Annotated in this window: 18 protein-coding genes; 7 read left to right on the top strand and 11 right to left on the bottom strand. The window is 45.7% G+C overall.

Annotation, left to right across the window (positions count from 1 at the left end):
• The first annotated feature begins 169 nt into the window (after positions 1 to 169).
• Positions 170 to 922 (top strand): hypothetical protein, encoded by a 753-nt coding sequence (locus JGK39_RS02380; RefSeq protein WP_293245663.1) that lies wholly within the window; start codon positions 170 to 172, stop codon positions 920 to 922.
• 91 nt (positions 923 to 1,013) lie between these two features.
• On the opposite strand, the gene JGK39_RS02375 is transcribed toward JGK39_RS02380, so the two are convergent.
• Positions 1,014 to 1,940: a BTAD domain-containing putative transcriptional regulator gene (locus JGK39_RS02375; RefSeq protein WP_293245665.1), complete on the bottom strand. Its 927-nt coding sequence runs from the start codon at positions 1,938 to 1,940 to the stop codon at positions 1,014 to 1,016.
• Between the two features lie 631 nt (positions 1,941 to 2,571).
• Between JGK39_RS02375 and JGK39_RS02370 the strand changes: the two genes are divergently transcribed.
• The gene (locus JGK39_RS02370) at positions 2,572 to 3,219 is read left to right on the top strand and encodes a calcium-binding protein (RefSeq protein WP_293245667.1); all 648 of its coding nucleotides are present in this window, start codon (positions 2,572 to 2,574) and stop codon (positions 3,217 to 3,219) included.
• 172 nt (positions 3,220 to 3,391) lie between these two features.
• Here the strand turns inward: JGK39_RS02370 and JGK39_RS02365 are convergent, their stop codons facing one another.
• Together JGK39_RS02365 and JGK39_RS02360 are read right to left on the bottom strand one after the other, a co-directional pair.
• The gene (locus JGK39_RS02365) at positions 3,392 to 3,976 is read right to left on the bottom strand and encodes a hypothetical protein (protein WP_293245669.1); all 585 of its coding nucleotides are present in this window, start codon (positions 3,974 to 3,976) and stop codon (positions 3,392 to 3,394) included.
• Positions 3,977 to 4,254: 278 nt separating this feature from the next.
• Positions 4,255 to 4,644, bottom strand: coding sequence for a DUF1830 domain-containing protein (locus tag JGK39_RS02360; RefSeq protein WP_293245671.1), 390 nt, complete (start codon positions 4,642 to 4,644; stop codon positions 4,255 to 4,257).
• A 374-nt stretch (positions 4,645 to 5,018) separates the two neighbouring features.
• On the opposite strand from JGK39_RS02360, the gene JGK39_RS02355 reads away from it, so the two are divergent.
• The 3 genes from JGK39_RS02355 to JGK39_RS02345 all read left to right on the top strand — a co-directional run bounded on the left by JGK39_RS02355 (position 5,019) and on the right by JGK39_RS02345 (position 8,359).
• Entirely contained in the window at positions 5,019 to 6,599 is a 1,581-nt protein-coding gene (locus JGK39_RS02355) for a photosystem II high light acclimation radical SAM protein (protein WP_293245673.1), read from the top strand.
• A gap of 102 nt (positions 6,600 to 6,701) precedes the next feature.
• Positions 6,702 to 7,691: an Rpn family recombination-promoting nuclease/putative transposase gene (locus tag JGK39_RS02350; RefSeq protein WP_293245675.1), complete on the top strand. Its 990-nt coding sequence runs from the start codon at positions 6,702 to 6,704 to the stop codon at positions 7,689 to 7,691.
• Positions 7,692 to 7,759: 68 nt separating this feature from the next.
• On the top strand, positions 7,760 to 8,359 hold the full coding sequence (locus JGK39_RS02345; RefSeq protein WP_293245677.1) for a hypothetical protein: 600 nt from the start codon (positions 7,760 to 7,762) through the stop codon (positions 8,357 to 8,359).
• A gap of 12 nt (positions 8,360 to 8,371) precedes the next feature.
• Here JGK39_RS02345 and JGK39_RS02340 read toward each other — a convergent pair whose 3' ends face one another.
• The 4 genes from JGK39_RS02340 to JGK39_RS02325 all read right to left on the bottom strand — a co-directional run bounded on the left by JGK39_RS02340 (position 8,372) and on the right by JGK39_RS02325 (position 13,438).
• Complete coding sequence (locus JGK39_RS02340; RefSeq protein WP_293245679.1) at positions 8,372 to 8,767, bottom strand: pre-16S rRNA-processing nuclease YqgF; 396 nt, start codon at positions 8,765 to 8,767, stop codon at positions 8,372 to 8,374.
• A gap of 893 nt (positions 8,768 to 9,660) precedes the next feature.
• Positions 9,661 to 11,349, bottom strand: a complete 1,689-nt coding sequence (locus JGK39_RS02335; protein ID WP_293245681.1) for a DUF3084 domain-containing protein — start codon at positions 11,347 to 11,349, stop codon at positions 9,661 to 9,663.
• 77 nt (positions 11,350 to 11,426) lie between these two features.
• The gene (gene ntcA / locus JGK39_RS02330) at positions 11,427 to 12,092 is read right to left on the bottom strand and encodes a global nitrogen regulator NtcA (protein ID WP_293245683.1); all 666 of its coding nucleotides are present in this window, start codon (positions 12,090 to 12,092) and stop codon (positions 11,427 to 11,429) included.
• A gap of 173 nt (positions 12,093 to 12,265) precedes the next feature.
• Positions 12,266 to 13,438 (bottom strand): RNA-guided endonuclease TnpB family protein, encoded by a 1,173-nt coding sequence (locus JGK39_RS02325; RefSeq protein WP_293245685.1) that lies wholly within the window; start codon positions 13,436 to 13,438, stop codon positions 12,266 to 12,268.
• Between the two features lie 125 nt (positions 13,439 to 13,563).
• Here JGK39_RS02325 and fabI point away from each other — a divergent pair, with 125 nt between their 5' ends.
• Together fabI and hisB are read left to right on the top strand one after the other, a co-directional pair.
• The gene (fabI, locus tag JGK39_RS02320) at positions 13,564 to 14,340 is read left to right on the top strand and encodes an enoyl-ACP reductase FabI (protein ID WP_293245687.1); all 777 of its coding nucleotides are present in this window, start codon (positions 13,564 to 13,566) and stop codon (positions 14,338 to 14,340) included.
• Positions 14,341 to 14,482: 142 nt separating this feature from the next.
• Entirely contained in the window at positions 14,483 to 15,145 is a 663-nt protein-coding gene (gene hisB, locus JGK39_RS02315; protein ID WP_366048508.1) for an imidazoleglycerol-phosphate dehydratase HisB, read from the top strand.
• Positions 15,146 to 15,191: 46 nt separating this feature from the next.
• On the opposite strand, the gene JGK39_RS02310 is transcribed toward hisB, so the two are convergent.
• From JGK39_RS02310 to JGK39_RS02295, 4 genes are all read right to left on the bottom strand, one after another.
• Entirely contained in the window at positions 15,192 to 16,142 is a 951-nt protein-coding gene (locus JGK39_RS02310; protein WP_293245689.1) for a PmeII family type II restriction endonuclease, read from the bottom strand.
• 34 nt (positions 16,143 to 16,176) lie between these two features.
• The gene (locus tag JGK39_RS02305) at positions 16,177 to 17,367 is read right to left on the bottom strand and encodes a DNA cytosine methyltransferase (RefSeq protein ID WP_293245691.1); all 1,191 of its coding nucleotides are present in this window, start codon (positions 17,365 to 17,367) and stop codon (positions 16,177 to 16,179) included.
• Between the two features lie 34 nt (positions 17,368 to 17,401).
• Positions 17,402 to 18,241: a TdeIII family type II restriction endonuclease gene (locus JGK39_RS02300; protein ID WP_293245693.1), complete on the bottom strand. Its 840-nt coding sequence runs from the start codon at positions 18,239 to 18,241 to the stop codon at positions 17,402 to 17,404.
• Positions 18,242 to 18,395: 154 nt separating this feature from the next.
• Complete coding sequence (locus JGK39_RS02295; RefSeq protein WP_293245695.1) at positions 18,396 to 21,605, bottom strand: glycoside hydrolase family 15 protein; 3,210 nt, start codon at positions 21,603 to 21,605, stop codon at positions 18,396 to 18,398.
• Between the last annotated feature and the right edge of the window lie 78 nt (positions 21,606 to 21,683).

Genomic DNA, 21,683 nt, shown 5'->3' with positions numbered 1-21,683 from the left:
TGGCTAATTCTTATTCTAGAATCTGACAGCAGCGATCGTACTGCTTCAAAGCAGCCGCGTACAGTGAAGCAACAAAAGTTTACCAATTCATGCTCGATTCACGCTAATGTGGACGATGCCTAGACGATGCCTTGTTAGGGTATACACATCACTGAATTAACAAGAAACAATGACGGAAAAAATCATCATGAAATATGTCCTGAAAAAAATCTTAAAAAATAAGCAAACCTACTCCAATTTGCCCTTATTCCAACATATGCGCGACTCGAGTTTGACTGAAGAAGAGAGGCTTGGTTTTTACCCTTGCATGGCGCACTTCATTCTGAGCTTTGGCGACATCAATAAGTATATGCTGCGAGAGGAACCCACAACCAATATATACCAAGAGCAAGTAAATATCCATACCTATGAGGACGATCATCATTGGCCTTGGTATCTTGAAGATTTCACTAAGCTCGGTTTCGATCATCTGTGTAGCCCAACATCGTGGATGCGTTTTCTCTGGAGCGATGAAACACGCCAAAATCGCATCCTGACCTACCGACTTGCTGCTCTCATTTCAGGGGCAAGTGCAGTAGAACGTATTGCCATTATTGAGGCAATTGAGGAGACCGGAAATGTGCTCTTTAGTACCATGCTTAATTTAGCGAAGGCAATTGAAATTCGACGCGGGATCGAACTTCGTTACTGTGGAGAATTTCACTTCGGTCGAGAGTCTGGACATTCGGTGGGCAGCGATCGCGTTGAGATTGCTAAAATTCAATTGGATGAGTCAACCCAAGCGCGTTGCCTTTCTCTCGTTGATGAAATTTTCGCATTATTTGAATCCTGGGCACACGAACTTCTTTGCTATGCAAAAGGACATTCGTTACTCGTTGCTAATCCTAGTATCAGGGATTCAGGTTTCTCGATCGTGCCATAAGGAGTCTGTGACAACTGCGATCGCCCTGCCATGAAATTTACTGAGGGAGTGGCGATCGCCCCTTCCAACAAAATTTCTGAAGGGCGATTGCCTAATCTCTGGATAACATTGCTTCAGGGGGCAACAACGAGCCTAAAGTGGTTAAGGTACTGAAAACGAGCGAGTTTTTTCTGGTGTTTTTTGTAGCTCGATCTGCACTCGCCCGGTCACTCCATGTGCCCGATCGAATTGCTTCCCATAAGGCGATCGTTGCGGGTTCTGGTTCGGTGGCTAATTCTTGTTCTAGAATCTGACAGCAGCGATCGTACTGCTTCAAAGCAGCCGTGCGCCGCCCGCACAGTGCTAAAATCCGCATCAAACATTGATGGGCTGATTCATTCCAGGGTTCTAGTTGAAGCTGCCGTTGCACGTAATGTTGTGCTTTTTGATAGTTATGCTGGTGTTCGTAGTGTGTGACAAGTGCCATACAGGCGTTGACAACAAATTCGTGGAAGCGTTGACGATTTAGCATCACCCACGCTTCAAAGGCTTCGCTATCTGGAAGTTGAATTCGATCGAGAAACGCTCCCCGATACAAAGCCACTGCTTGTTCTAAATCAGACACGCATTCTGGATCGAGTTCAGCATCCGAATGGGAATATTGACTGTGACGATTCCCTTCGGGATAGCTCCGCTTCACGAGCAACTGAGTCAATATAGCCACATCAAGCGTGCGATCGCCCGCCGGATTAAATTGAATCGTGTTGCGCGTGGTGAGAAATAGCGGTGAGTCAACCGCCGAATCTCCTAGCAGATGACGCAGCGTGGATAAGGCTTTGCGAAGATTGCTGCGAGCATTTGACTCGCACTGATCTGACCACAACAGCGCAGCCAGACAATCGCGGTGGTGCGGATAGCTTGATTCGATCGCTAAATAGGCAAACAGCGCCCGCACTTTTTCATAGGGGAAAGTGAGGATTGGCTGTCCGTTCACCATTACCTGCATCGGCCCGAGCAATGCTAACGCTAATCGAGTCATAACATTGTGTCTCCTACAAAAACTTAATTGAGTGAGTAGTGTGTGATTTTGGTCAATTCCCAGAAATCAAATTGTGCTTTTGAGTCAGTTATCTTCGCTTGAAATACCACTTCAAAAAACTCTGGCTACAATCTGCATCCTTGGCTTTATTTCAGCAAATCAATCTAAGGTTTTTACTGTTGCATGAATTTGGGAAATAGTATTAGTATCAGCGGGTTTGTTTGACCTGATAAACCCAAGTTAAACCAATGCACTGACAATGCCAGCTAGAAAAAGTCATAAAAAGTCGTATGTATTGATTCAGGAGCAGAGAAAGTACCCACAGGGGTACTCAGGATCGCAAATTAAATAATTTACACAATGAAAGTGGGATGGGCGTCCCGCCCGTCCATAAAGAACGGGCGGGACGCCCATCCCACAAGAATAATAAAGCTTGTAAGTTATTTAATTCTCATTCCTCAGCAAAAAAATTACGGTTATGAAATTGCTGAGCTTTTCCATAGTAGCCAAAACAGTAAAGCCAGAAAATTTTACCAATTCACGATCGATTCACGCTGCTGTGGACGATGCGTAGACGATGCCTTGTTAGGGTCTACACATCACTGGATTAAGAACAAACAGGAAACCCAACATGGAAATTATAGGTAACAGCGGCAACAACAATCTAATCGGCACTTTACAAGCTGATACAATCAGGGGATTTGGAGGAAACGATTTCATTCAAGGTCTTGACGGAGACGATCGCATCTTTGGTGATAACGGTGGTGCGGCTCTGCCTAGCGATGGTAACGACACAATCTTTGCTGGAAACGGAAATGATAACGTCCAGGGTAATGGTGGCAATGACGTACTTTTCGGTGGTACTGGCAACGATCAGTTGAGTGGTGGCCAAGGCAACGATGTCTTGAATGGTGAGGCGGGCTCAGATTTCCTCACGGGGGGATTGGGCAATGACACCTTGAATGGCTTCGGCAATCAATCTGGTGCTCAAGTTGACGATCTTTTAGGTGGAGGTGGTGCAGATACCTATGTGCTTGGCAATTTCTCCACTGCCTTCTACACTGCATCCAGCCAATTCGCGCTGATCCGAGGTTTTGTAGCGGGCGAGGGCGACAAGATTCAGATTAAGGGCAGTCTGTCTCAGTACACGCTAAGGAAGGATCGCGATCTTCAACTGGGGGGCAGCGCATTTGACACGGAGATTCTGTTAAACGGAAACCGGATTGCTGTTATTCAAGACACGATCAATGTGCCTAATTCCTCGTTCTTTAGCGTTTAGGAATCTGCTCGAAATAAAGCATCCATAATCGAGTCATGCAGGGTGCATGACGCCATATAACACACCAACATATAGCGTTTTTTAGGGGCAATCCACTCGTGGTTGCCCCTATTTCTTTGATAGTTGCGTCATTCCTGACAGATTACCAATTGCCAATTATTACTTGAATTTCTTAACTTCTCAAGCTAATAGCAGTTGCGATCGTCCACGCATCCACCAACAGCAGCAACAGCGTGCAGAAGAGCAAAATTAAATACATCCAAGGCTGAGACAAAGGGCGAACATCTCTAGTATCAATACCCGTTTTCGCTTGCACCAAACGCACTAATTTAGCAAATCCAGCCACCCGCATCGGTAACAGATAACCTTCACCGGCATGACTCAGGAAATAGTACACTAAACCTCCTTGACCGGTCGATCGAGGTTTAAGAGCTTTCACCTCACTCCAAGGAAGAGTCCAGCCCCTGCGAAACACCCGCGGAAACCACTTCGGATAGGTAACTTCAATCCCCTCCTCGCTGAGGATTACCCGTTCGCTGAGCACGCCGTAGAGGCCCGCTGCGCCGATCGCAATTGCCGCCCACAGTGCAGCGGGCGGAATCGGTGCTTTCGTTACTTCCGACAAAAACGGTAAGGGAATACTCAGGGCGAAGTACAAACTCAACAGCGTGATTCTAATCAGGGGAGAAAGCCGGAATACAGCCGGCTCAAATACTGGAGGGGAAGATGGCGAAAGTGCGATCGGTTCTGCTGACATGGCTGAAATTAGAAAAGCTGTTTAATCCTATTTTTGCACAGCTTTTTGACCTGTGAACCAAACTCAGGGAAATATCAAAAACAGACTAATATCAATCCGGTTGCATCGCTAGCAACCGGATTGAATATAATTTTGGCGATTTTGAGTTTCGATCTAAAATTCTATTCAGAAACTTTGATTCTTAACTGTTGAGTTTTTACCGCTTTGCAGGAGTTGGAATTTTGAGTGCCGAGTTATCAATTTACTGACAATTTATAACTCAAAACTCACAACTTCCGTTAATCGACGGCTGTTAGCGCGGGTACTGTCAAAGGTTCTGAGGTTTCTCGGGATTTGGGGCGGCCAGAAATTGGTGGGCGATCGCCCTGAGCTTGTCCTCGGGATCTGCTAGGATTGATTGCAGAATACGGGCCTTCGTTAATCTGCAAGCGATCGCAAGGAATTTTATCCGACAAAATTGCACTGGCCATCATCCCGGTGTGAATTTCCAATGCTGCGGCCCGCATCGCTTCAAAGACTAAACGCTGTCCGGGAAACACCACTCGTTCAAAGTACCAGTTAGGAATGTTGCAGATGCGAGCAATCTGAATTTGACTCGTGGCGTTGACGTAGCAGCAGAGAATTTTGCTGTGGGCGTCTGAGGGTACTGGGTCAAGAATTTGAGCCATAAATGCTGAGGGGCTTTGCCTAAAAGTTTTAGTTATCTTCTCAGGCTAACATCTTGCGATCCCCACCTACTGTAAACCCGACTACCAACTGAATAACACATTAGAGACCGATCGCACCCACTTTTCTATTTTTCCAAATAAATATCGGATTTTTGGCTCCCTGCTGCGATTTTCGGTCAATATATGCTGTATTTACTCAAAAAACACATTTTTTCTGCTGCGGTCGCCGACCTGCGCCCACACGCTCAGCCTGAAGCCTCTTAGCAAAATTTAAAAATATTTAATATAAAATTGCGAAAATTAGAGAGAATGTAAAGTTATATTAAAAGAATATAAACATAGTTAAAAAAGTTCCACATTAGGATATGGCAATCATGGAAAGCCGAGAAAACCGAGTTTTGTACGTTCGCCTCCCTTGCAATCCGATTTTCCCGATCGGAGTTGTGTACCTTTCGGATCACGTACACAAGCTGTTTCCCGATGTCCAACAGCGGATTTTCGACTTAGGCGCAGTACCGCCGCTGGATTACGCTAAAGGTTTGGATGCGATCGTAGATGAGTTTGGGCCAACGCTGTTGGTTTTCTCTTGGCGGGATATTCAAATTTACGCGCCCGTGGGCGGTAGAGGCGGAAATCCGCTGCAAAATGCCTTCGAGTTTTACTACGCCAAAAATCCCCTAACCAAGTTCCGGGGAGCACTCGGAGGACTGCGTTTAGCCACGTCTTACTACACCGAGCTCTGGCGCAATCTGGGACTGATTAAGCGCGGATTGAAGCGGGCCCGGAAATACCATCCGGAAGCCCGTGCAGTGGTCGGTGGCGGTGCTGTGAGCGTGTTTTACGAGCAGTTGGGCCGCAGTTTGCCGCAGGGGACTGTGGTTTCGGTGGGCGAAGGCGAGGCGTTGCTGGAGAAGTTAATTAAAGGCGAAGATTTGGCTCAGGAAAGGTGTTATGTGGTAGGAGAAACTGTACCGCGCGATCGGCTAATTCACGAAAAGCCAGCAAGCATCGAGAAAACTGCCTGCAACTATAACTACATCGAGATTATTTGGCCAGAATTTTCCTATTATCTACAGGATATGGACTTCTACCTCGGAGTCCAAACCAAGCGCGGCTGTCCTCACAATTGCTGTTACTGCATCTATACGGTGATTGAAGGGAAGCAAGTGCGGATCAATCCGGGGGATGAGGTGGTGGCGGAGATGCGCCAATTGTACGATCGAGGTATCCGCAACTTCTGGTTTACCGACGCGCAATTTATCCCCGCCCGCAAATTCATCGACGATGCGATCGAATTATTGCAAAAAATCATCGCCGACGGCATGAGTGACATCCACTGGGCGGCTTACATCCGTGCGGACAATCTCACACCCGAATTGTGCGATTTGATGGTAAAAACCGGGATGAATTACTTTGAAATCGGCATCACCAGCGGTTCCCAGGAACTGGTTCGCAAAATGCGGATGGGCTACAACCTGCGAGTAGTTTTGGAAAATTGCCGCGATTTAAAAGCCGCCGGTTACAACGATGTGGTTTCGGTAAATTACTCATTCAACGTCATTGACGAAACCTTTGAAACCATCCGACAAACTATTGCCTATCACCGAGAATTAGAGCGAATTTTCGGAGTCGATAAAGTAGAACCAGCAATTTTCTTTATCGGGTTGCAGCCGCACACCATCTTAGAAGAATACGCCTTCAAAAAAGATATTCTGCAACCCGATTACGATCCGATGAGTTTGATGCCTTGGACAGCGCGCAAATTGCTCTGGAATCCCGAACCTTTGGGCTCATTTTTCGGACAAATTTGTTTAGAAGCTTGGCAGAGAAATTCCAATGATTTCGGCCGCGAAGTGATGGCAATCTTGGAGGAAAAACTCGGGTGTGCCGATTTGGAAGAAGCTTTGACTGCACCCGTAGAAACCAAAGACAAACAGTTAGCAGCAGTTAATTAAACCCGGTTCGTAGTAAGGACTTTAGTCCTTAAAAATTAAGAATAAAAAAACTAAAGTCCTTACTACAAACTTTTCAAGAATTATAAATCGGAGTTAAAAGCCATGACATTTATCGACCCCAGGACAGATTTTGCCTTTAAAAAAATCTTTGCTTCCGAATCAAGCAAGCCGATTCTCATCAGTTTTTTAAATGCCCTGATTTATCAAGGAAATCCCACCATTGAAGATTTGCAAATTCTCGATCCGTATCAATCCGGAGAGGTTTTGGGATTGAAAGACTCCTATTTAGATGTCAAAGCAACCCTAGATAACGGAACGATCGTCATTATCGAAATGCAAGTTTTGAATGTTAAAGCCTTTGAAAAACGGATTGCCTACAATGCAGCGAAAGCTTACGGAAATCAACTCACGCGGGGCAAGGGCTACTTAAATTTAGACCCGGTAATTGCCATCACAATTACGGATTTTATTTTGTTTGAAAACACCAATAAAATTATTTCCCGTTTTTCTTTTAGAGAAGAGGAGGAACATTTTGATTATATCTGTCCGACAATGACGCTAATTTTTGTGGAATTACCAAAATTTAATAAATCTGTTGATGAGTTAGAATCTCTAGCTGACAAGTGGATTTATTTTATCAGAGAAGCACCGAATTTGGAAATGGTTCCAGAATCGCTGGAAACAACTGCATCGATTCAGCAAGCTTTTGGTATTGCTAATACCGTAAACCTCAGCCGCAAAGAATTAGATCAATTGGAAGCACAGGTGTTTTATCTGCAAGATCAGCAAAGGTCGAGAGAAGAAATGTTAGAAACAGGATTAGAAAGGGGTTTGCAGCAGGGTTTGCAGCAGGGTTTGCAGCAGGGTTTGCAGCAGGGTTTGCAGCAGGGTTTGCAGCAGGGTTTGCAGCGTCAAATTAATACTGTGATTCGTTTGCTGGAACGAAAGCTGGGAACGTTGGATGAGTCAATCAAATCTAGAATTGCACAGTTATCTAGCGCTCGATTTGATAGTTTGACAGAAGCTGTGCTTGATTTTAATAGCGCGGACGATTTGGTGAGTTGGTTGCAGGAAATGGGCGATCGATCGTAAAAAATCAGAGTGCGCCTTCCGGATATTGTCCATAGCATTTTAAATTTCATAAAGAGCGATCGCACATTATGCCTTACAGTCAATTCACAATTACTAAAGCTAAAAAAGACTTTCAGTTAACTATCGTGGAGGGAACTAGGTTTTTTCCTGAGGTGGAATCAATTAATCCCAGTCCGAGATTGACTAGCGAATTAGAAGATTTGCCTTGGACGATCGCAGTTGGTTCAGAAAAAGCCAGATCTGAAGCCATTGTCTACCCAGTTTTGCAAGAAGTCCGGCGCTTGATGAACCGCCAAATCAGTTTATTTTCGGGACGGGAATTCAATGTTGACCCCAGTTGCGAGCTCACCGGATACGTCGATTTTTTAATTAGCCGATCGCCCGAACAGCTTACAGTAGAAGCGCCCGCGATCGTAGTTGTGGAAGCAAAAAAAGCCGATTTGAACGAAGGGATCGGTCAATGTATTGCTGAAATGGTAGCAGCACAGCGCTTTAACGAAGCAGCAGAACGCCCGATCGCAACTATCTACGGTTGTATCAGCAGTGGCACTCAATGGCGTTTTCTCAAGCTTTCGGGAACCACAGTGGCGATCGACCTTACCGATTATCCCCTGCTTCCCGTGGAAACCATTTTAGGATTTTTGGTGTGGATGGTTCAACAGACTTAGCAGGTTCGATCGCTAACTTTTGTTCAAATATCTTTCAATTAGGACGATCGCCACTATATCATCTACAGGCCGCGGCGGAGTCCGCATTCCCTGCGGAATCAAGCGAGAAAGGCCCGTCGGAGGGTACATTTCCCAGTAACGATCCTTCGCTTCCAAACTGCTGTACCTCTCGTCAACCCGAACAATTTCGATCTCCGGGGACAAACTCTGACTGAGTTTTTGTTTCCAACTTTTAGAAGTTGTTTGGTCTCCCATGACTAATAACTCAATGGGAAACTGTTTGCACAGAGATTGAATAGTAGATATTGCTTCGTCGGACAGCACTACTTGATGGTAGCAGACGTTCTTATCTCTACCCATCACGGCGATGCCGCACTTGTCTTTCCCCGGATCGAAACCTAAAATCATATTTATGAGTCCTCATTTAATAAGTTTGTAGTTGGGCTTGAGCGCCGACTAACTCAATCTTATTTTACTTGACTTTTTTGCTAGATTGACATATTATATCATCATGGAAATCCGTGCGGCCATATAAAGCCTAAAATCAGAAACCGGGTTTTTGCCACAATCTTTGTTTGCCAGTTTTAATTTATCGAAAAAACCCGGTTTCTTTGACCCCCCGCAGCAAGATTCGTTCGTAGTGCGGACTTCAGTCCGCTCAATATTGCGGACTGAAGTCCGCACTACAAACCGTTTTTTGTCCGCAACCGAAGAGCGGACTGAAGTCCGCACTACAAACCGTTTTTTGCAACCGAAGAGCGGACTGAAGTCCGCACTACAAACCGTTTTTTTTCCGCAACCGAAGAGCGGACTGAAGTCCGCACTACAAACCGTTTTTTGTCCGCAACCGAAGAGCGGACTGAAGTCCGCACTACAAACCGTTTTTTGTTATGATAATCGACCAGACATGATATCAGAAGGCGTATCTGATTCTGGCGGTGCGTCGCTGTGAGATTGTCGATTAGATTGGCAAATTGCCGATGGCGACGCACCCTACTATCTCAAGATCAGAAACCGGGTTTTTGCCACAATCTGTGCTTGGGAGTTTTAATTTATCGAAAAAACCCGGTTTCTTTCACCCCCCGCAGCAATCAGAAACCGGGTTTTTACCACAATATTTGCTTCCCCGTTTTAATTAATTGTTTCGATATTTTTGGTGGCGACGCACCCTAGGATTGCTATATATATGGCGGCACGGATTCCCATGATTTAATGATATGTCAATGGCGCGAAAATGTCAAGCAAAATTTTGAACAATTGCCCAAAATTTTTGCTGAAATTCGATAGATCGATCGCACTTCTTATCTAAGTTTTAAATCTCCCCTACTTGGCTCCTGTTGTCCGGTGCGGAAAACAACGACTCCGTTTGAGAGGGCAACTAAATCGATTTTCAGCGGCCCGGCGATGTATGTGACTTCTGCGGCGATCGCCCGAACCTCTAGTTGTTTCTCGTACTGTTGCAGTCGATCGACAAAACCAGCCAAAGTTTCAATCCGATTGTCCGCAACTTGGACTCTACCGCCGACAACACCAATTAACCGAGCGCGAAATTGACAAGCTTCGATCAATTCCTGCAACTGCTGCCGCACCTGTTCGTCAGGTAAAGCTACCGGATCGACAGCCACCGCTGCAATCACATCTCCAGCGCGGAACACCACTCGATTGATTTCGGCTTCTGCAAATACCTTAATTACCTTTTCTTGTCGCAGGTAATTAGCACCGGCGACAATCCGCACCACGTAGTCTTTACCGTCTTTAATCTGACTGATTAATTGATCGATTTCCGCTTTAGTAATTTGAATAACCTGTTCTCTAACCTTAGTATTTTCCGGCTGCATCAGTCCGACGGTGGTTTTATTTGCTTCTTGCAACAGTCGATCGATCGCGCGACTCTCCGTACCCGCTTCCTGGATGCTAACAACGCCAGCAGCTAAAATTTGACCGCGCCTGATCGCAACTGTTCCCTCGCGGATGGCTTGAAAGTCCCTTTCCAAAACTTGCACTTGCTGCTGCAAGACTGTTTGTTGCTGTTCGAGTTGAGCTTGTTGCTGTCCCAGAGTTTCTAAAAGTGCTTCCCTCTCGGCAATTACTTTATCCCTCTCGACTATTGTGCGATCGCGCGAGGCGAGATTTTCCGCGCGCTGGGCAATTTCCTTATCTCGCTCGGCAATTAGCTTGTTGCGATCGACAATTGCCGCATTTCGTTTAGTAATTTCTGCCTCTCGCTGGGCAATTTCTCGATCGCGCTGAGCAATTTGAGTTTTTACCTGCTCTCGCTGCTCGATCAACTGTTGGCGTTCCTCTTGCAGTTGGGCGATTTCCGAGCTCAAAGTCGTTTTTTGGCCTGAAACTGTTTTTAATTGGTTCTCGGTGCGATCGAGCTGAGCTCTGGTAGTCGATCGCGCCGTTTCCACCAATTTCAATTGTTCTTCGGTGCGGGATTTCGCCGCTTCCACAGTAGCAAGCTGTTCTTCTGTCTGAGATTTTGCTGCTTCTACCTGACTTAACTGCTGTTCAGTTTTAGACTTGGCTGCTTCCACGCTGTTGAGCTGGGCCCGCAGCGAATTTAATTTTGTTTGCGTCTTGGCTTGCTCGGCATTGGCTGCTTGGAGCGATCGATTAATTTGCTCTAAATTGGCTCTAGCTTGCGCTTGAGCGGCTCTGGATCGAGCTAATTCAGTTTCAACTCTATTTTTTTCTTGAGTGGCTTGGTTGATTTCTCTGCGGGCGTTGTTGAGTCTTTTTTGAATCTCGTCTATGCTAAAAACTCCGGTTCGCAGCGGCTTGCTACTAGCAAACAAAATGCCCAAAGTAATTGCTGACAGGATGCTGCCGGCCATCACTGTCACTACAACAGCGGTATCGCGGGGGCGCAGTTTAAACAAACTCAATCTGGCCTTGCCGACTTTCGTCCCAAGGCGATCGCTGACAGTAGCGATCACACCCCCCAAAACTAAAATTACAAATACTAGGATGTATCCAGCAGTCATTCCGATTTTTTATTGTAGATTGTGGATTTTGGATTGAATCTAGAATCCAAAATCCAAAATCCCATAGTTTCTCGGCATCAAGTGAATTGCTGGCTTAAGGCCACCGGATTGTGAACTGTGATCTTTTTCTTGTGGATCGAGATCATGGTTTCTTGTCTGAGATCCCCCAGCAAACGAGTCACAGTTACCCGCGTCGAGCCGATCGCCTCCGCGATCGCCTGGTGGGACAGCTTCAAATCAATCGTAATCCCCTCCGTACTCGGCACGCCAAAATCCCGGCACAGAATCAGCAAAAAGCTGACGAGTCTCGATCCCATATCTCGGTGTGCCAGCGTTTCGATCATCATCTCGGTTTGCAAAATCCGAGACGACAGCCCCCGGAGCATCACCATCGACAATTCCGGGTCTTCCTTGAGCGCTTTCTCGACTTGTTCGATAGGCAGCGAGATCAACTCTACCGGCGTAAAGGCTACCGCGTGGTAAAACCTGTCCGATCGGTGTCCCGTAATCAGAGACAGCACCCCAAATACGCTGTTTTCGCGCAGCAGGGCGACTGTAATTTCTTCCCCTGCTTCGTACACCCTGGAGAGCTTCACAGCACCTCTAATGAGAACGTAGACACGCTCAGCCGGGTCTCCAGGGAAAAAAATTGTCTTGCCCCGTTCAAAGTTTTCGACAATGGGTGGAAAAGCCCCGCCGCTGATTTGGCGGAACACGGCTGCTAGCGGTCTATCATGTGTCACGACGAGATCCTTTGTACTAATCAATAGTTTTTAACTTGTCGATTAACCTTATTGAGTAAATATACTGCCCTACCTCCAATGTCTAGGGATTCTGTTACTGTCATCTAATATTAAGGTAAGCACACGCTGTTTGACATCCACCCCGACAAACAAGGTACGGGGATTCCCAATCATCACCGATTAGGTTTCTGCTTCATAGCACCGGCCTTCCGAGATTTGCTCTCTTCAGGTCTTACGGTTGCTCCACAGACTGAAACGGCTAGCCCAGCCGCCAAAATATTTTTTGCCGCATTGATATCGCGATCGTGGTTCGTTCGACACTTAGGACATTCCCATTCGCGAATATTCAAAGACAATTTTTGAACAATGTGACCGCAGTTTCCACAGCGCTTAGAACTAGGAAACCAGCGGTCTATTTTGATTAAATCCCGACCATACCAATCGCACTTGTAGCTTAGCTGGCGAATCAATTCACCCCAACTAGCATCACTAATGGCAAGAGCTAGCTTATGGTTTTTCACCATATTCTTGATAGCCAAGTCCTCAACTACAATCGTTTGGTTTTCACGAACGAGTTTAGTCGTTAGCTTATGAAGAAAATCTTTACGCACATCGACTATCTGTGCGTGAACTTTTGCGACTTGTCTCCGGGCTTTTTCCCGATTGTTGCTTCCCGGACGCTTGCGAGCTAACGCTTTTTGCTTTCTTTTCAACTTCTTCCGAAGCTTCTTAGGGGGCTTGGGATTGGCAATTTTATCGCCGTCGCTAGTAGCAATCAAACTTGTAATCCCCACGTCCAATCCGATAGTCTTATCTATTTTGGGAAGCGATTGGATTGTATAATCATCTACAAGTATGGAGACAAACCAACGTCCAGCGGGCGTTAATTTTACCGTAATAGTTGACGGGATACACCCTTGGGGAATTTGTTTGCTCCAGCGGATGGGTAATGGCTCGCTACATTTAGCTAAGAATACCTGTCTGTTTTTCCAGCGGAAGGCAGATTTGGTAAATTCAGCACTGCCGCCGTTATGCTTTTTCTTGAAATTAGGATACTTAGCTCGTCCTGCAAAGAAGTTGGTGAATGCTGTCTGAAGGTGGCGCAGTCCTTGCTGAAGAGGTACGCAGCTAACTTCATTTAAGAAATCAAGTTCTTCCTGTTTCTTCCAATTCGTTAGCATAGACGAAGTTTCGCCATAGCCAATTCTTTCCTGGCGATCGTACCAAGATTCTGTGCGGTAAGCCAAAGCCCTGTTGTACACTAACCGGGCGCAACCCATTGTCCGTCGCAAGAGATTTTCTTGCTCGGTATTAGGGTAGAATCGGTAGCGATAGGCTTTTTCCATCTTCACACTCTAACACGTCTTCTGTGATATGGTTGGCTGTGTTTTGTATATTTTTGTAAAGCCGTCAAGCGAAGGCGATGCGCTGAGCGTAGCCGAAGTGACGGGGTTTCCACCCACTTTTTTTGATGATAGATTTGACCGGAAAAAATGCTCTTGTTACGGGCATTGCCAACAATCGCTCGATCGCCTGGGGCATCGCCCAGCAGCTCCACAAAGCTGGGGCTAACCTCGGCATAACTTATTTGAAGGACGAGAAAGGCAAGCACGAGCGCAAAGTCGCCGAACTGGTAGAACCGCTCAATCCCAGTCTGTATCTGCCCTGCAATGTCCAAGACGAGAGCGAAATCGAGTCTACTTTTCAAACAATCGCCGACAAATGGGGCAAGTTAGATGTCCTAGTTCACTGTCTGGCTTTTGCCGGCAAGGACGAACTTTCCGGAGATTTCAGCAACACCTCGCGCCAAGGTTTCTCCAATGCTTTGGATATTAGCGCTTACTCCCTGGTGCGGCTTTGTGCTGCTGCTAAACCGCTGATGGCCGAAGGCGGCAGTATTATCACCCTAACTTATTTGGGAGGCGTGCGGGTAGTTCCTAATTATAATGTCATGGGAATTGCTAAGGCTGCTTTAGAAATGAATGTTCGCTATCTGGCGGCGGAACTCGGCCCGTTAAATATTCGGGTAAATGCCATTTCTTCGGGCCCGATTCGGACTTTGGCTTCGTCAGCAGTTGGCGGCATTCTGGACATGATCCACCACGTTGAGGAAGTGGCCCCGCTGCGGCGGACTGTAACTCAGCAGGAAGTGGGAAATGCTGCGGCTTTTCTGTGCAGCAATCTATCTAGCGGGATTACGGGTCAAGTTTTGTATGTCGATGCTGGTTACGAAATCATGGGAATGTAACAGTTGTCGAGCATTTTGAGCTTAGGGTAAGGTGCGCAGTGCGCACCCTACAAGTAGAGTCTGTGTGTCCAGGATTAAAGTAAATACTTGAGACTCTACACCGATCGAGCTGTAATCTTCAATTATCAATTATCAATAACTAATGAATGACCAATTGCGAATTATGGAAATAATCGATCGCCCGCCTGTACCTCCTCCAAGTTCCAGTAACACGATCGCCAGGGCAGCCTTGGTGAAGCGCACGACACTGGAAACGGATGTTACTGTCAGCCTCAATCTAGACGGTTCGGGAACTTGCAAGGCTTCAACGGGGATTCCGTTTTTAGACCATATGTTGCAACAGATTTCTTCTCACGGATTGATCGATTTGGACGTACAGGCGATCGGCGATTTGGCGATTGACGATCACCACACCAACGAAGATGTGGGCATTACCTTAGGTCAAACCCTAGCAAAAGCTGTCGGAGATCGATCGGGAATTTCTCGCTTCGGACACTTCATCGCCCCGCTGGATGAAGCATTAATTGAAGTAGTGCTAGATTTTTCGGGAAGGCCTCATTTAAGTTACAACTTGGAAATTCCCACCCAGCGCATCGGTAGTTACGACACCGAGTTAGTGAGAGAGTTTTTTGCTGCGGTGGTGAACCACACTCAAATGACACTGCACGTCAGACAGTTGCAGGGCGGGAATTCTCATCACATTGTCGAAGCCGCGTTTAAGGCATTTGCGCGGGCTCTGCGGATGGCGGTGGCGATCGATCCCCGGCGCGCCAGTCGGATTCCGAGCTCTAAAGGAGTTTTGTAGTTTAGGGGTTGGTAGTAGCGTTTGGGCGCTACTACGAACCTGTAAATCAAAATATATCTGCGATGTAGTTAAAAACACCTTGACTTCCCTCGCCGTACTTGCCGATAAATTCATCGATCAGTCGATCGCTACACCTTTCTATAGCTTCATCAATAGAACTTTGTGCTAAAACTTGACTAGCCGACTGACGCAAAACTTCAAACAGATTCACAGTATAGCGAGTATCTTCACTGACAAAATCCCACAGTTCTCGACCTATTAAAGTGATCATTTCCGAATTTGGCAAAATTTGCTTCAGTAAACCAAGTGTTACAGTTTTATTAGTTCTTTTCCCGTAAGCTATACCAATATAAGCGCGATCGCCAGCATTGATTTTTTCCTGAATTTTGTCAGCCCAATAGACTATCTGGTCTTTATCCATATCATTCGGGCCGCTTTTGACCTGTATCCAGCATTTCTGGCCATCACTGGTAGTTTTAATTGCGTCCCATCCTGACTTTCCCGGTGGACTTTCTGCACTTTCAGAGCAAGATATCAATAGTTTTTGAATAAAAAATCCCATTGAAGTGACAATAGACCTAGTAGCAGTCATATAAACATTAAGCCTGACAACTTCTTCTGGAGTGTCCAGATTTAACGCCCTGATTAAAAATGGGTTGGGATGAATTTTCCCTAAAGTCAGATTTTCAACCATAACTAGCTGTCGCCCAGTAAAATCCCGACAAATACTGGCTAAAAAATTTTCAGCGATAGTAAGTTGCAGCGAAAGCTTGCCTGAAGATATAAATGCTAAAATGCGTTCAATCTCATCGGGAGTAAATCTGAGCGCTCTTTTGCCAGAAATGCTGCTGATGCCGTTTCTGAGTGTTTCTGCTTGTAATTGAAAAAATTCTTCTAACTCCGCAAAATGACTGGCGAAAGAGCGAGACTTACTGGCAGGCAGTCCTACTTCTTTTTCTAAAACAAATGCTAATAATTCATGAAGTTGCTCTGACACTTTTATTTCTCCTCAACTCGGTTTTAAATATCAGTTAATTAAAGAGAGAAAGTTGTTTAATTATTTCTCGCCCTTGTACTCGATCGCCTTTCACGATCTGGTAAAGATATTCACCGATCGCCTTTCCTAATAATACAGGAACCGCATTCCCAATCTGTCGGTATTTAGAAGTTGTTGAGCCATGAAAAACCCAGTCATCGGGAAATGTCTGAATTCGCGCGCACTCTCTGACACTCAAAGGACGTAATTCATCGGGGTGGCACATATCTGTAGCCTTTTGATGGGGGCTTGTTGTGACAGTAGGTGACGGTTTCTCCCACGCTAAGCGTCGATAGAAACCCACTTTACCACCTTCAGATTTATATGCCCCTCCCATTGCTGCTGCTTTTAATTCGCTGGGTAAATCCTTCCAGTTTTGACCAGCGGTTAACAAACGCAAATACTTGAGACGATTTTCTGAGTAAGGGACAAATTCTGGCGGAGAATCTACTAAATCCTTTAATCCTTCTCTAAGTGTCAGCCATTTTGGTTTTTTACCAGTACCTTTTTGACTGTGAGTTGGCAGGGGCAAAGTAACTGGATCGTTACTTTTATAACCAATAAAAATAACTCTTTCTCTACATTGAGGAACGCCATAGTCAGCAGTATTGAGCAAATCATATACAACTTCATAACCAATTCGTTTCATTTCTGCCAAAATCACTTGTAAAGCTGCACCAGACATCTCATCAGGTTCTAATTGCGGGCAACCTAAACCTCTGCGATCGTGAGGTCGATGTCGAATAGGAGCTGACAGCAACCCCTTAACATTTTCCATGATAAAAAACCGGGGTTTAATTTCATCAACAATGCGTATGAAGTCCATAAATAAGCTACCGCGCGGATCGCCAACAGAGCCGCGTTTTCCGGCTGTACTGAAGGGTTGACACGGGGGGCCGCCAGTTACTAAATCTACTTCGTTAGAGCGCAGAGGTCTATCTAAACCTAAGATTTTCCCAGCTTCTTGCAATAGGGTTTCGGCATTAACTTGGCCAATATCTCTCGGTACAGCACATGGCGATAAGTGGGGACGATTTAGAGAGATAGTTTTGGTAGCATCAGGTTCGATTTCTACTAAACTTACTGTTTGAAAGCCGGCTTTTTCGAGTCCTAAATCTAAACCGTAGGCTCCCGCAAAGAGGCTAATAGTTATCGGTTTGTTGTCAATCAAAGGTTTTAGCCTCAAAACTAGGTATTGCTGGGATGAAAATTGTACCCTACTAAAATCCAAAAGCAAGCTCGTCAAGCATCTGCTTGCTCTTCTCCCGTCCGACTTCTTGATATATAGCCAAAAGTTCTTCATAGGCAGTCTCTCCTCCTATGATATTCCAAAACTCATGTCCCATAATTACAGCTCGATCAAAAGGCGTGTACTTCCTTGCCACTGACCATTTATAATCTGAACGATTTGGCCCGTAAGGATTGTAAGCCATAGCATAATAACATTGAGCAGCGGGGCGAGACTCTCCGCACAGTAAATGAAATCTCAACAGCCGTTGAATTACCTCCAAGCATTGTCCTTTGTTGGGTTTTGACCCTTTAATTTCAAAGAAAAATTTGCTCCCGTCACGGGCAAGCACGTACAAATCTGCTTTGACCGATCGCCTAACTAAATGATTGTTTTTTTGAGCATCAAGAACAGCTTGAATCATTTCCTCAAAACTAGGTTTATTTGCATTCTTATCTGCTGACTGCTCAAATAGCGCTATCTGACGCTCGATTTCATTAATAGCCTCGATGCTAACTTCACCAGTAATTTCATAGCTTCTGTGTGCTTCTCTGTGATGTTCCAAAGCAATGAGTTTTGCACATTCTTCATAGGTTGTACCCAAGCTACTGCTGAAACCTCTTTCAAACTCGTTAATTCGCAGCAACTCTGACGGGACGATCGCAGTTTGTAATAGTTTCGATTGTTCTGTAGAGGATGGCGAAGATAAATCTTTTGCTGGAGTCTCAAGTTTCGGTATTAGCCGTCCTCTGTATTCATTGACAAGATTTTCGATAAAAACTTCTAAGTAGGCTTTGATTATGACACGGGTAGTTGAGCTAATAGCTGACATTATTTTACTGCAAATATTCTGTTGACTAGACTTGTTAAAAAAGTGTAATAGGTTTGTAGTGAGGACTTTAGTCCTTGCAGGTTTGTAGTGAGGACTTTAGTCCTTACCAATGAGTGGGCAAAGAAAGGACTAAAGTCCTTACTACAAACTCTATCTATCCAAACGTCGTCAAGAATCGGAAAGCATCGAGCACGTGACTCGCACAAACGTAAGGCGAAGTATTGTAAAAACCTTGCCACGCCGCCGCCTTATCTTCATCGTACCTGTCCGCTCTTTCCGGGTGTTTTCCCTGCCAGTTCAGCCGCACGGCGTGACCGACTAATACATCTAAAACAATGTATTCTTCTACTTTCAATTCAGGGTTGCGCTGGGCGATCGCCGCCAACTCCATCAGCGCCTCAATATTCACTTGTCGGTACTCCGGCGCCACAATTTTGTTCAGCAAATGCTCGATTTGCAGCGCGAAATTCTTTTCACCAGGCGTCATTTCCGATAAAATAACATCGCTGTCCAAGCGATTTCTGCGCTCTAATTTGTCGCCAATAATCAAGCCTTTGCAGTGCCGCAGCAGTCCCCAAACGCTCGGATAAAAATCCTTCGGTACGCGATTGACTGCACCTTCCATTTGCCGCTTCCGGCGCCATCCTCCCGCAGGCATTTGCGGTTCTTCCGAAACTGGCGCGACTACCCATTCAATATCTTTTTCCGGCTGCTTGACGCGCAGGGATTCTTGTTCTTTGAGGATTTGATTCATTTCCTCATATTCTGTCAACACTTGGCGCAGGCGATTTTTAATTTCAAACGGACTTAGCTGCATTAAATGTTCGTAAGCTTCATTTTGCGTGACTCCCAATTCGCGCGCTAATTCGCTGGTTAACAGCAGAATAAAGTAGCTAACTCTCAGTGTCAGCAGACCTTTAAATAACTGCGGTTCGGCTTTAATTAGGACGCTGAGATAGATAATAACTTCTTGGGTGAGAACTCGATCGCGAACATCTTCTCCGCAGAATTCCCGAATTTTGTCCATCACTTCCATGTAAGAACCAGGCCGCGAAATCACCGAATCTTCGCTGTAGGCTTTTCCCACAGCAATTTGTTTTTGTCTGACCAAAATATCTGTCACCGCATCCGACAAGCTGATATCAACTTTGTCGAGCAAACCTGCGGCATAGCGGATGACGGCCCATTGAATTTTTGATTGCGAACTTTCTCCAGCTTTTGTATAAACTTCGTTGAGCAAATCCACAACTTTTACTGTTGCTTCCGCGCCCCCAAATCCCGTATCAAAATTTAGTCCTTTTAGTCGAATCAACGTGTGCAGCAGCTCAATTTGTTCGTACAAGTTTTCTGAACCGCGCAGGCTGGCTAGCAGCAATTTAGTATTAGTTTCGCATTCTAGTTTAAATTCTTGCGTGTGACCCAAAGGCCAAGTTTTTTCGGGATTGTAACCTAGATAGCTGCGGGTTTCTATTGCACCTGTTACCGGAGATTCGGTGAATTCAAAATCGTGCATGAAATCTATTCTCTCGGTGCTAGCCGTCAGCATTAACTGGTTGAGATTTCCTAGTTTGACAGGCGTATTTTCCGAGTGTCCGTCGCGGAGTTCCTTCATCAATTCCAGCAGGGCTTCCCGGCCGGTTTCCAGCATCGCATGAGTTAACATCAGCGTTACTGTGGGGCGTCCCAACTGATACCAGTGGCGGTGAATGTGAGCGATTTCACTTTGGATTTTAGATACTAGAAAATGGTAGTCTAGAGTTAGGTAAAATTCTTCTCTGTCCAAAAATGAGGGGAGAAATACGATCGCCTCTCCGCGAATTTTGAACACCCGAGAAGTCGTCAAACTCCGCAAACGGCGCACCGGGCGCCCGGTCAAGCCTAGCGGGTCGTTGCGTCCAATCTCCGCGTAAATAGCGGATAATTCCTTAGTCTGGCGGACTTGAATAGGTGCTACTTGCTTCGGAGTTTGGGCTGCAATCCCGTTAGCAGCTAATTCTGCTTGCAAATCTTCGTCTTCAGCTAACAAAGCAATTTGCACGCTTGCTTGTCCCTGTCTCCCGACTGACAGATGCCTTCCCAAGGGGTCGATATCGCCCACTGCAATTAATTTCTCGTTCAGCAATTGACCGAGAAAATACAAACTTTGCGCCCAAACTAGGGGAACATTTTCGTTGGGCAAGCGCTGCTGGCTGCGGGGATTTAATTTTTCGGCTTCTATATTTACGGCGGGGACGTAGTACAATTCTGGTAGTAAAGGTAAACCAGCGCGATCGACTGCCAGAGATGCCAAACGCTGCTGGTACTCTTCGACTTGGGCTTGATTTTCCTCAAATATACCGTCCAAGAGCAGATAAGTGAAAAATAGCGGCCACTCGCATTCTATATGCTCGAACTGCTTTAATTCTGTCGGTTCGTAATGCAGGCGATCGGCATCTTCTAAAACTGTTTGGTGTCCGTCCCGCAGAAACCGCTTGCAGCCGTAATTTCCCTGTAATTTGTCAATAATTTTATTGCGAGTCCGTGCTACTAATTCTTTATCTTCCACAGCAAAAGCGGGAAAACTAATCACGCTCAATAAAGCAGCATCTACTTCTTTTGAACTAGATTCGCGAGGCAAAAGCGATTCCAAAGTAATGCGGCTTCTGGCAATTTCATCCGGCAAAACGTGAATTACCGATGCTTGAGAACCGTTAACTCCGAACAAATCCAATCCATTGATTGCTTCCAGCGCTGCTTTTGCCATACCAACGGAACTGGCATTTAATTCGGCATTACCGCGATTGATTTTATGACCTCTTTCCCAAATTCCGTAATCGGGCGTGCGGTAAGCTCTACCGATGTAGTAAACTAAATTTTGGACAAAATTGACTTCATCGATTGTAAAAACTATATGCAATCCAGAAGCCGTCATTTGAGCAAGAATTAACAAAAATATAGAGGTAGCGTCTAACTGTAAGTGTCCCCACTCGTCGTCGCCGACAACAATATTTCCGGTTTGAGTATTGTATTTAGCGTGAAGGGCATCTAGGGGCAACTGAGTATTTTTAAAACGTTCGACTTTGTTTGCTTGCTGCATCATGGCAAACATCAAGCCGCGCATTAGTTTGACTGTGCTGTGTTCGAGTTCAAATGTTCTACCGCGATCGCCGTCTATTTTGCGGTAAGCTAAACCCAAACCCCAAACTGCCAAAATGCTGTACACGTTATCGCGCACCCAGGCATCGGTGTAGTCGCCGTGGGCGTTAACGGCGGTACTCGCCGGCAGCAAACCGGTGATTGGGTTCTGGCGTTTGAGGATGACGTTTTTGATTTGCTGGTAGTAATAATCTAACCGGGTTTGCCGCTGGGTTGTTGCGATCGCCATTTCGTTTTCCTTAGTTTTCCTGATGCGAGATCAATTGCGGTGAATAGACTTTTAAATATATCAGAGATTCTATCATTT

It is taken from the genome of Microcoleus sp. PH2017_12_PCY_D_A (genome assembly GCF_020738565.1).
GTDB lineage: Bacteria > Cyanobacteriota > Cyanobacteriia > Cyanobacteriales > Microcoleaceae > Microcoleus.
The sequence above is the reverse complement of the archived record's forward strand: the minus strand, read 5'-3'. Positions and strand labels throughout refer to the sequence as shown.

Coding starts and splice junctions, on each gene's coding strand:
- JGK39_RS02380 (WP_293245663.1), top strand. CDS start 170: ATGACGGAAAAAATCATCATGAAATATGTCCTGAAAAAAATCTTAAAA.
- JGK39_RS02375 (WP_293245665.1), bottom strand. CDS start 1,940: ATGACTCGATTAGCGTTAGCATTGCTCGGGCCGATGCAGGTAATGGTG.
- JGK39_RS02370 (WP_293245667.1), top strand. CDS start 2,572: ATGGAAATTATAGGTAACAGCGGCAACAACAATCTAATCGGCACTTTA.
- JGK39_RS02365 (WP_293245669.1), bottom strand. CDS start 3,976: ATGTCAGCAGAACCGATCGCACTTTCGCCATCTTCCCCTCCAGTATTT.
- JGK39_RS02360 (WP_293245671.1), bottom strand. CDS start 4,644: ATGGCTCAAATTCTTGACCCAGTACCCTCAGACGCCCACAGCAAAATT.
- JGK39_RS02355 (WP_293245673.1), top strand. CDS start 5,019: ATGGAAAGCCGAGAAAACCGAGTTTTGTACGTTCGCCTCCCTTGCAAT.
- JGK39_RS02350 (WP_293245675.1), top strand. CDS start 6,702: ATGACATTTATCGACCCCAGGACAGATTTTGCCTTTAAAAAAATCTTT.
- JGK39_RS02345 (WP_293245677.1), top strand. CDS start 7,760: ATGCCTTACAGTCAATTCACAATTACTAAAGCTAAAAAAGACTTTCAG.
- JGK39_RS02340 (WP_293245679.1), bottom strand. CDS start 8,767: ATGATTTTAGGTTTCGATCCGGGGAAAGACAAGTGCGGCATCGCCGTG.
- JGK39_RS02335 (WP_293245681.1), bottom strand. CDS start 11,349: ATGACTGCTGGATACATCCTAGTATTTGTAATTTTAGTTTTGGGGGGT.
- JGK39_RS02325 (WP_293245685.1), bottom strand. CDS start 13,438: ATGGAAAAAGCCTATCGCTACCGATTCTACCCTAATACCGAGCAAGAA.
- fabI (WP_293245687.1), top strand. CDS start 13,564: ATGATAGATTTGACCGGAAAAAATGCTCTTGTTACGGGCATTGCCAAC.
- hisB (WP_366048508.1), top strand. CDS start 14,483: ATGAATGACCAATTGCGAATTATGGAAATAATCGATCGCCCGCCTGTA.
- JGK39_RS02300 (WP_293245693.1), bottom strand. CDS start 18,241: ATGTCAGCTATTAGCTCAACTACCCGTGTCATAATCAAAGCCTACTTA.
- JGK39_RS02295 (WP_293245695.1), bottom strand. CDS start 21,605: ATGGCGATCGCAACAACCCAGCGGCAAACCCGGTTAGATTATTACTAC.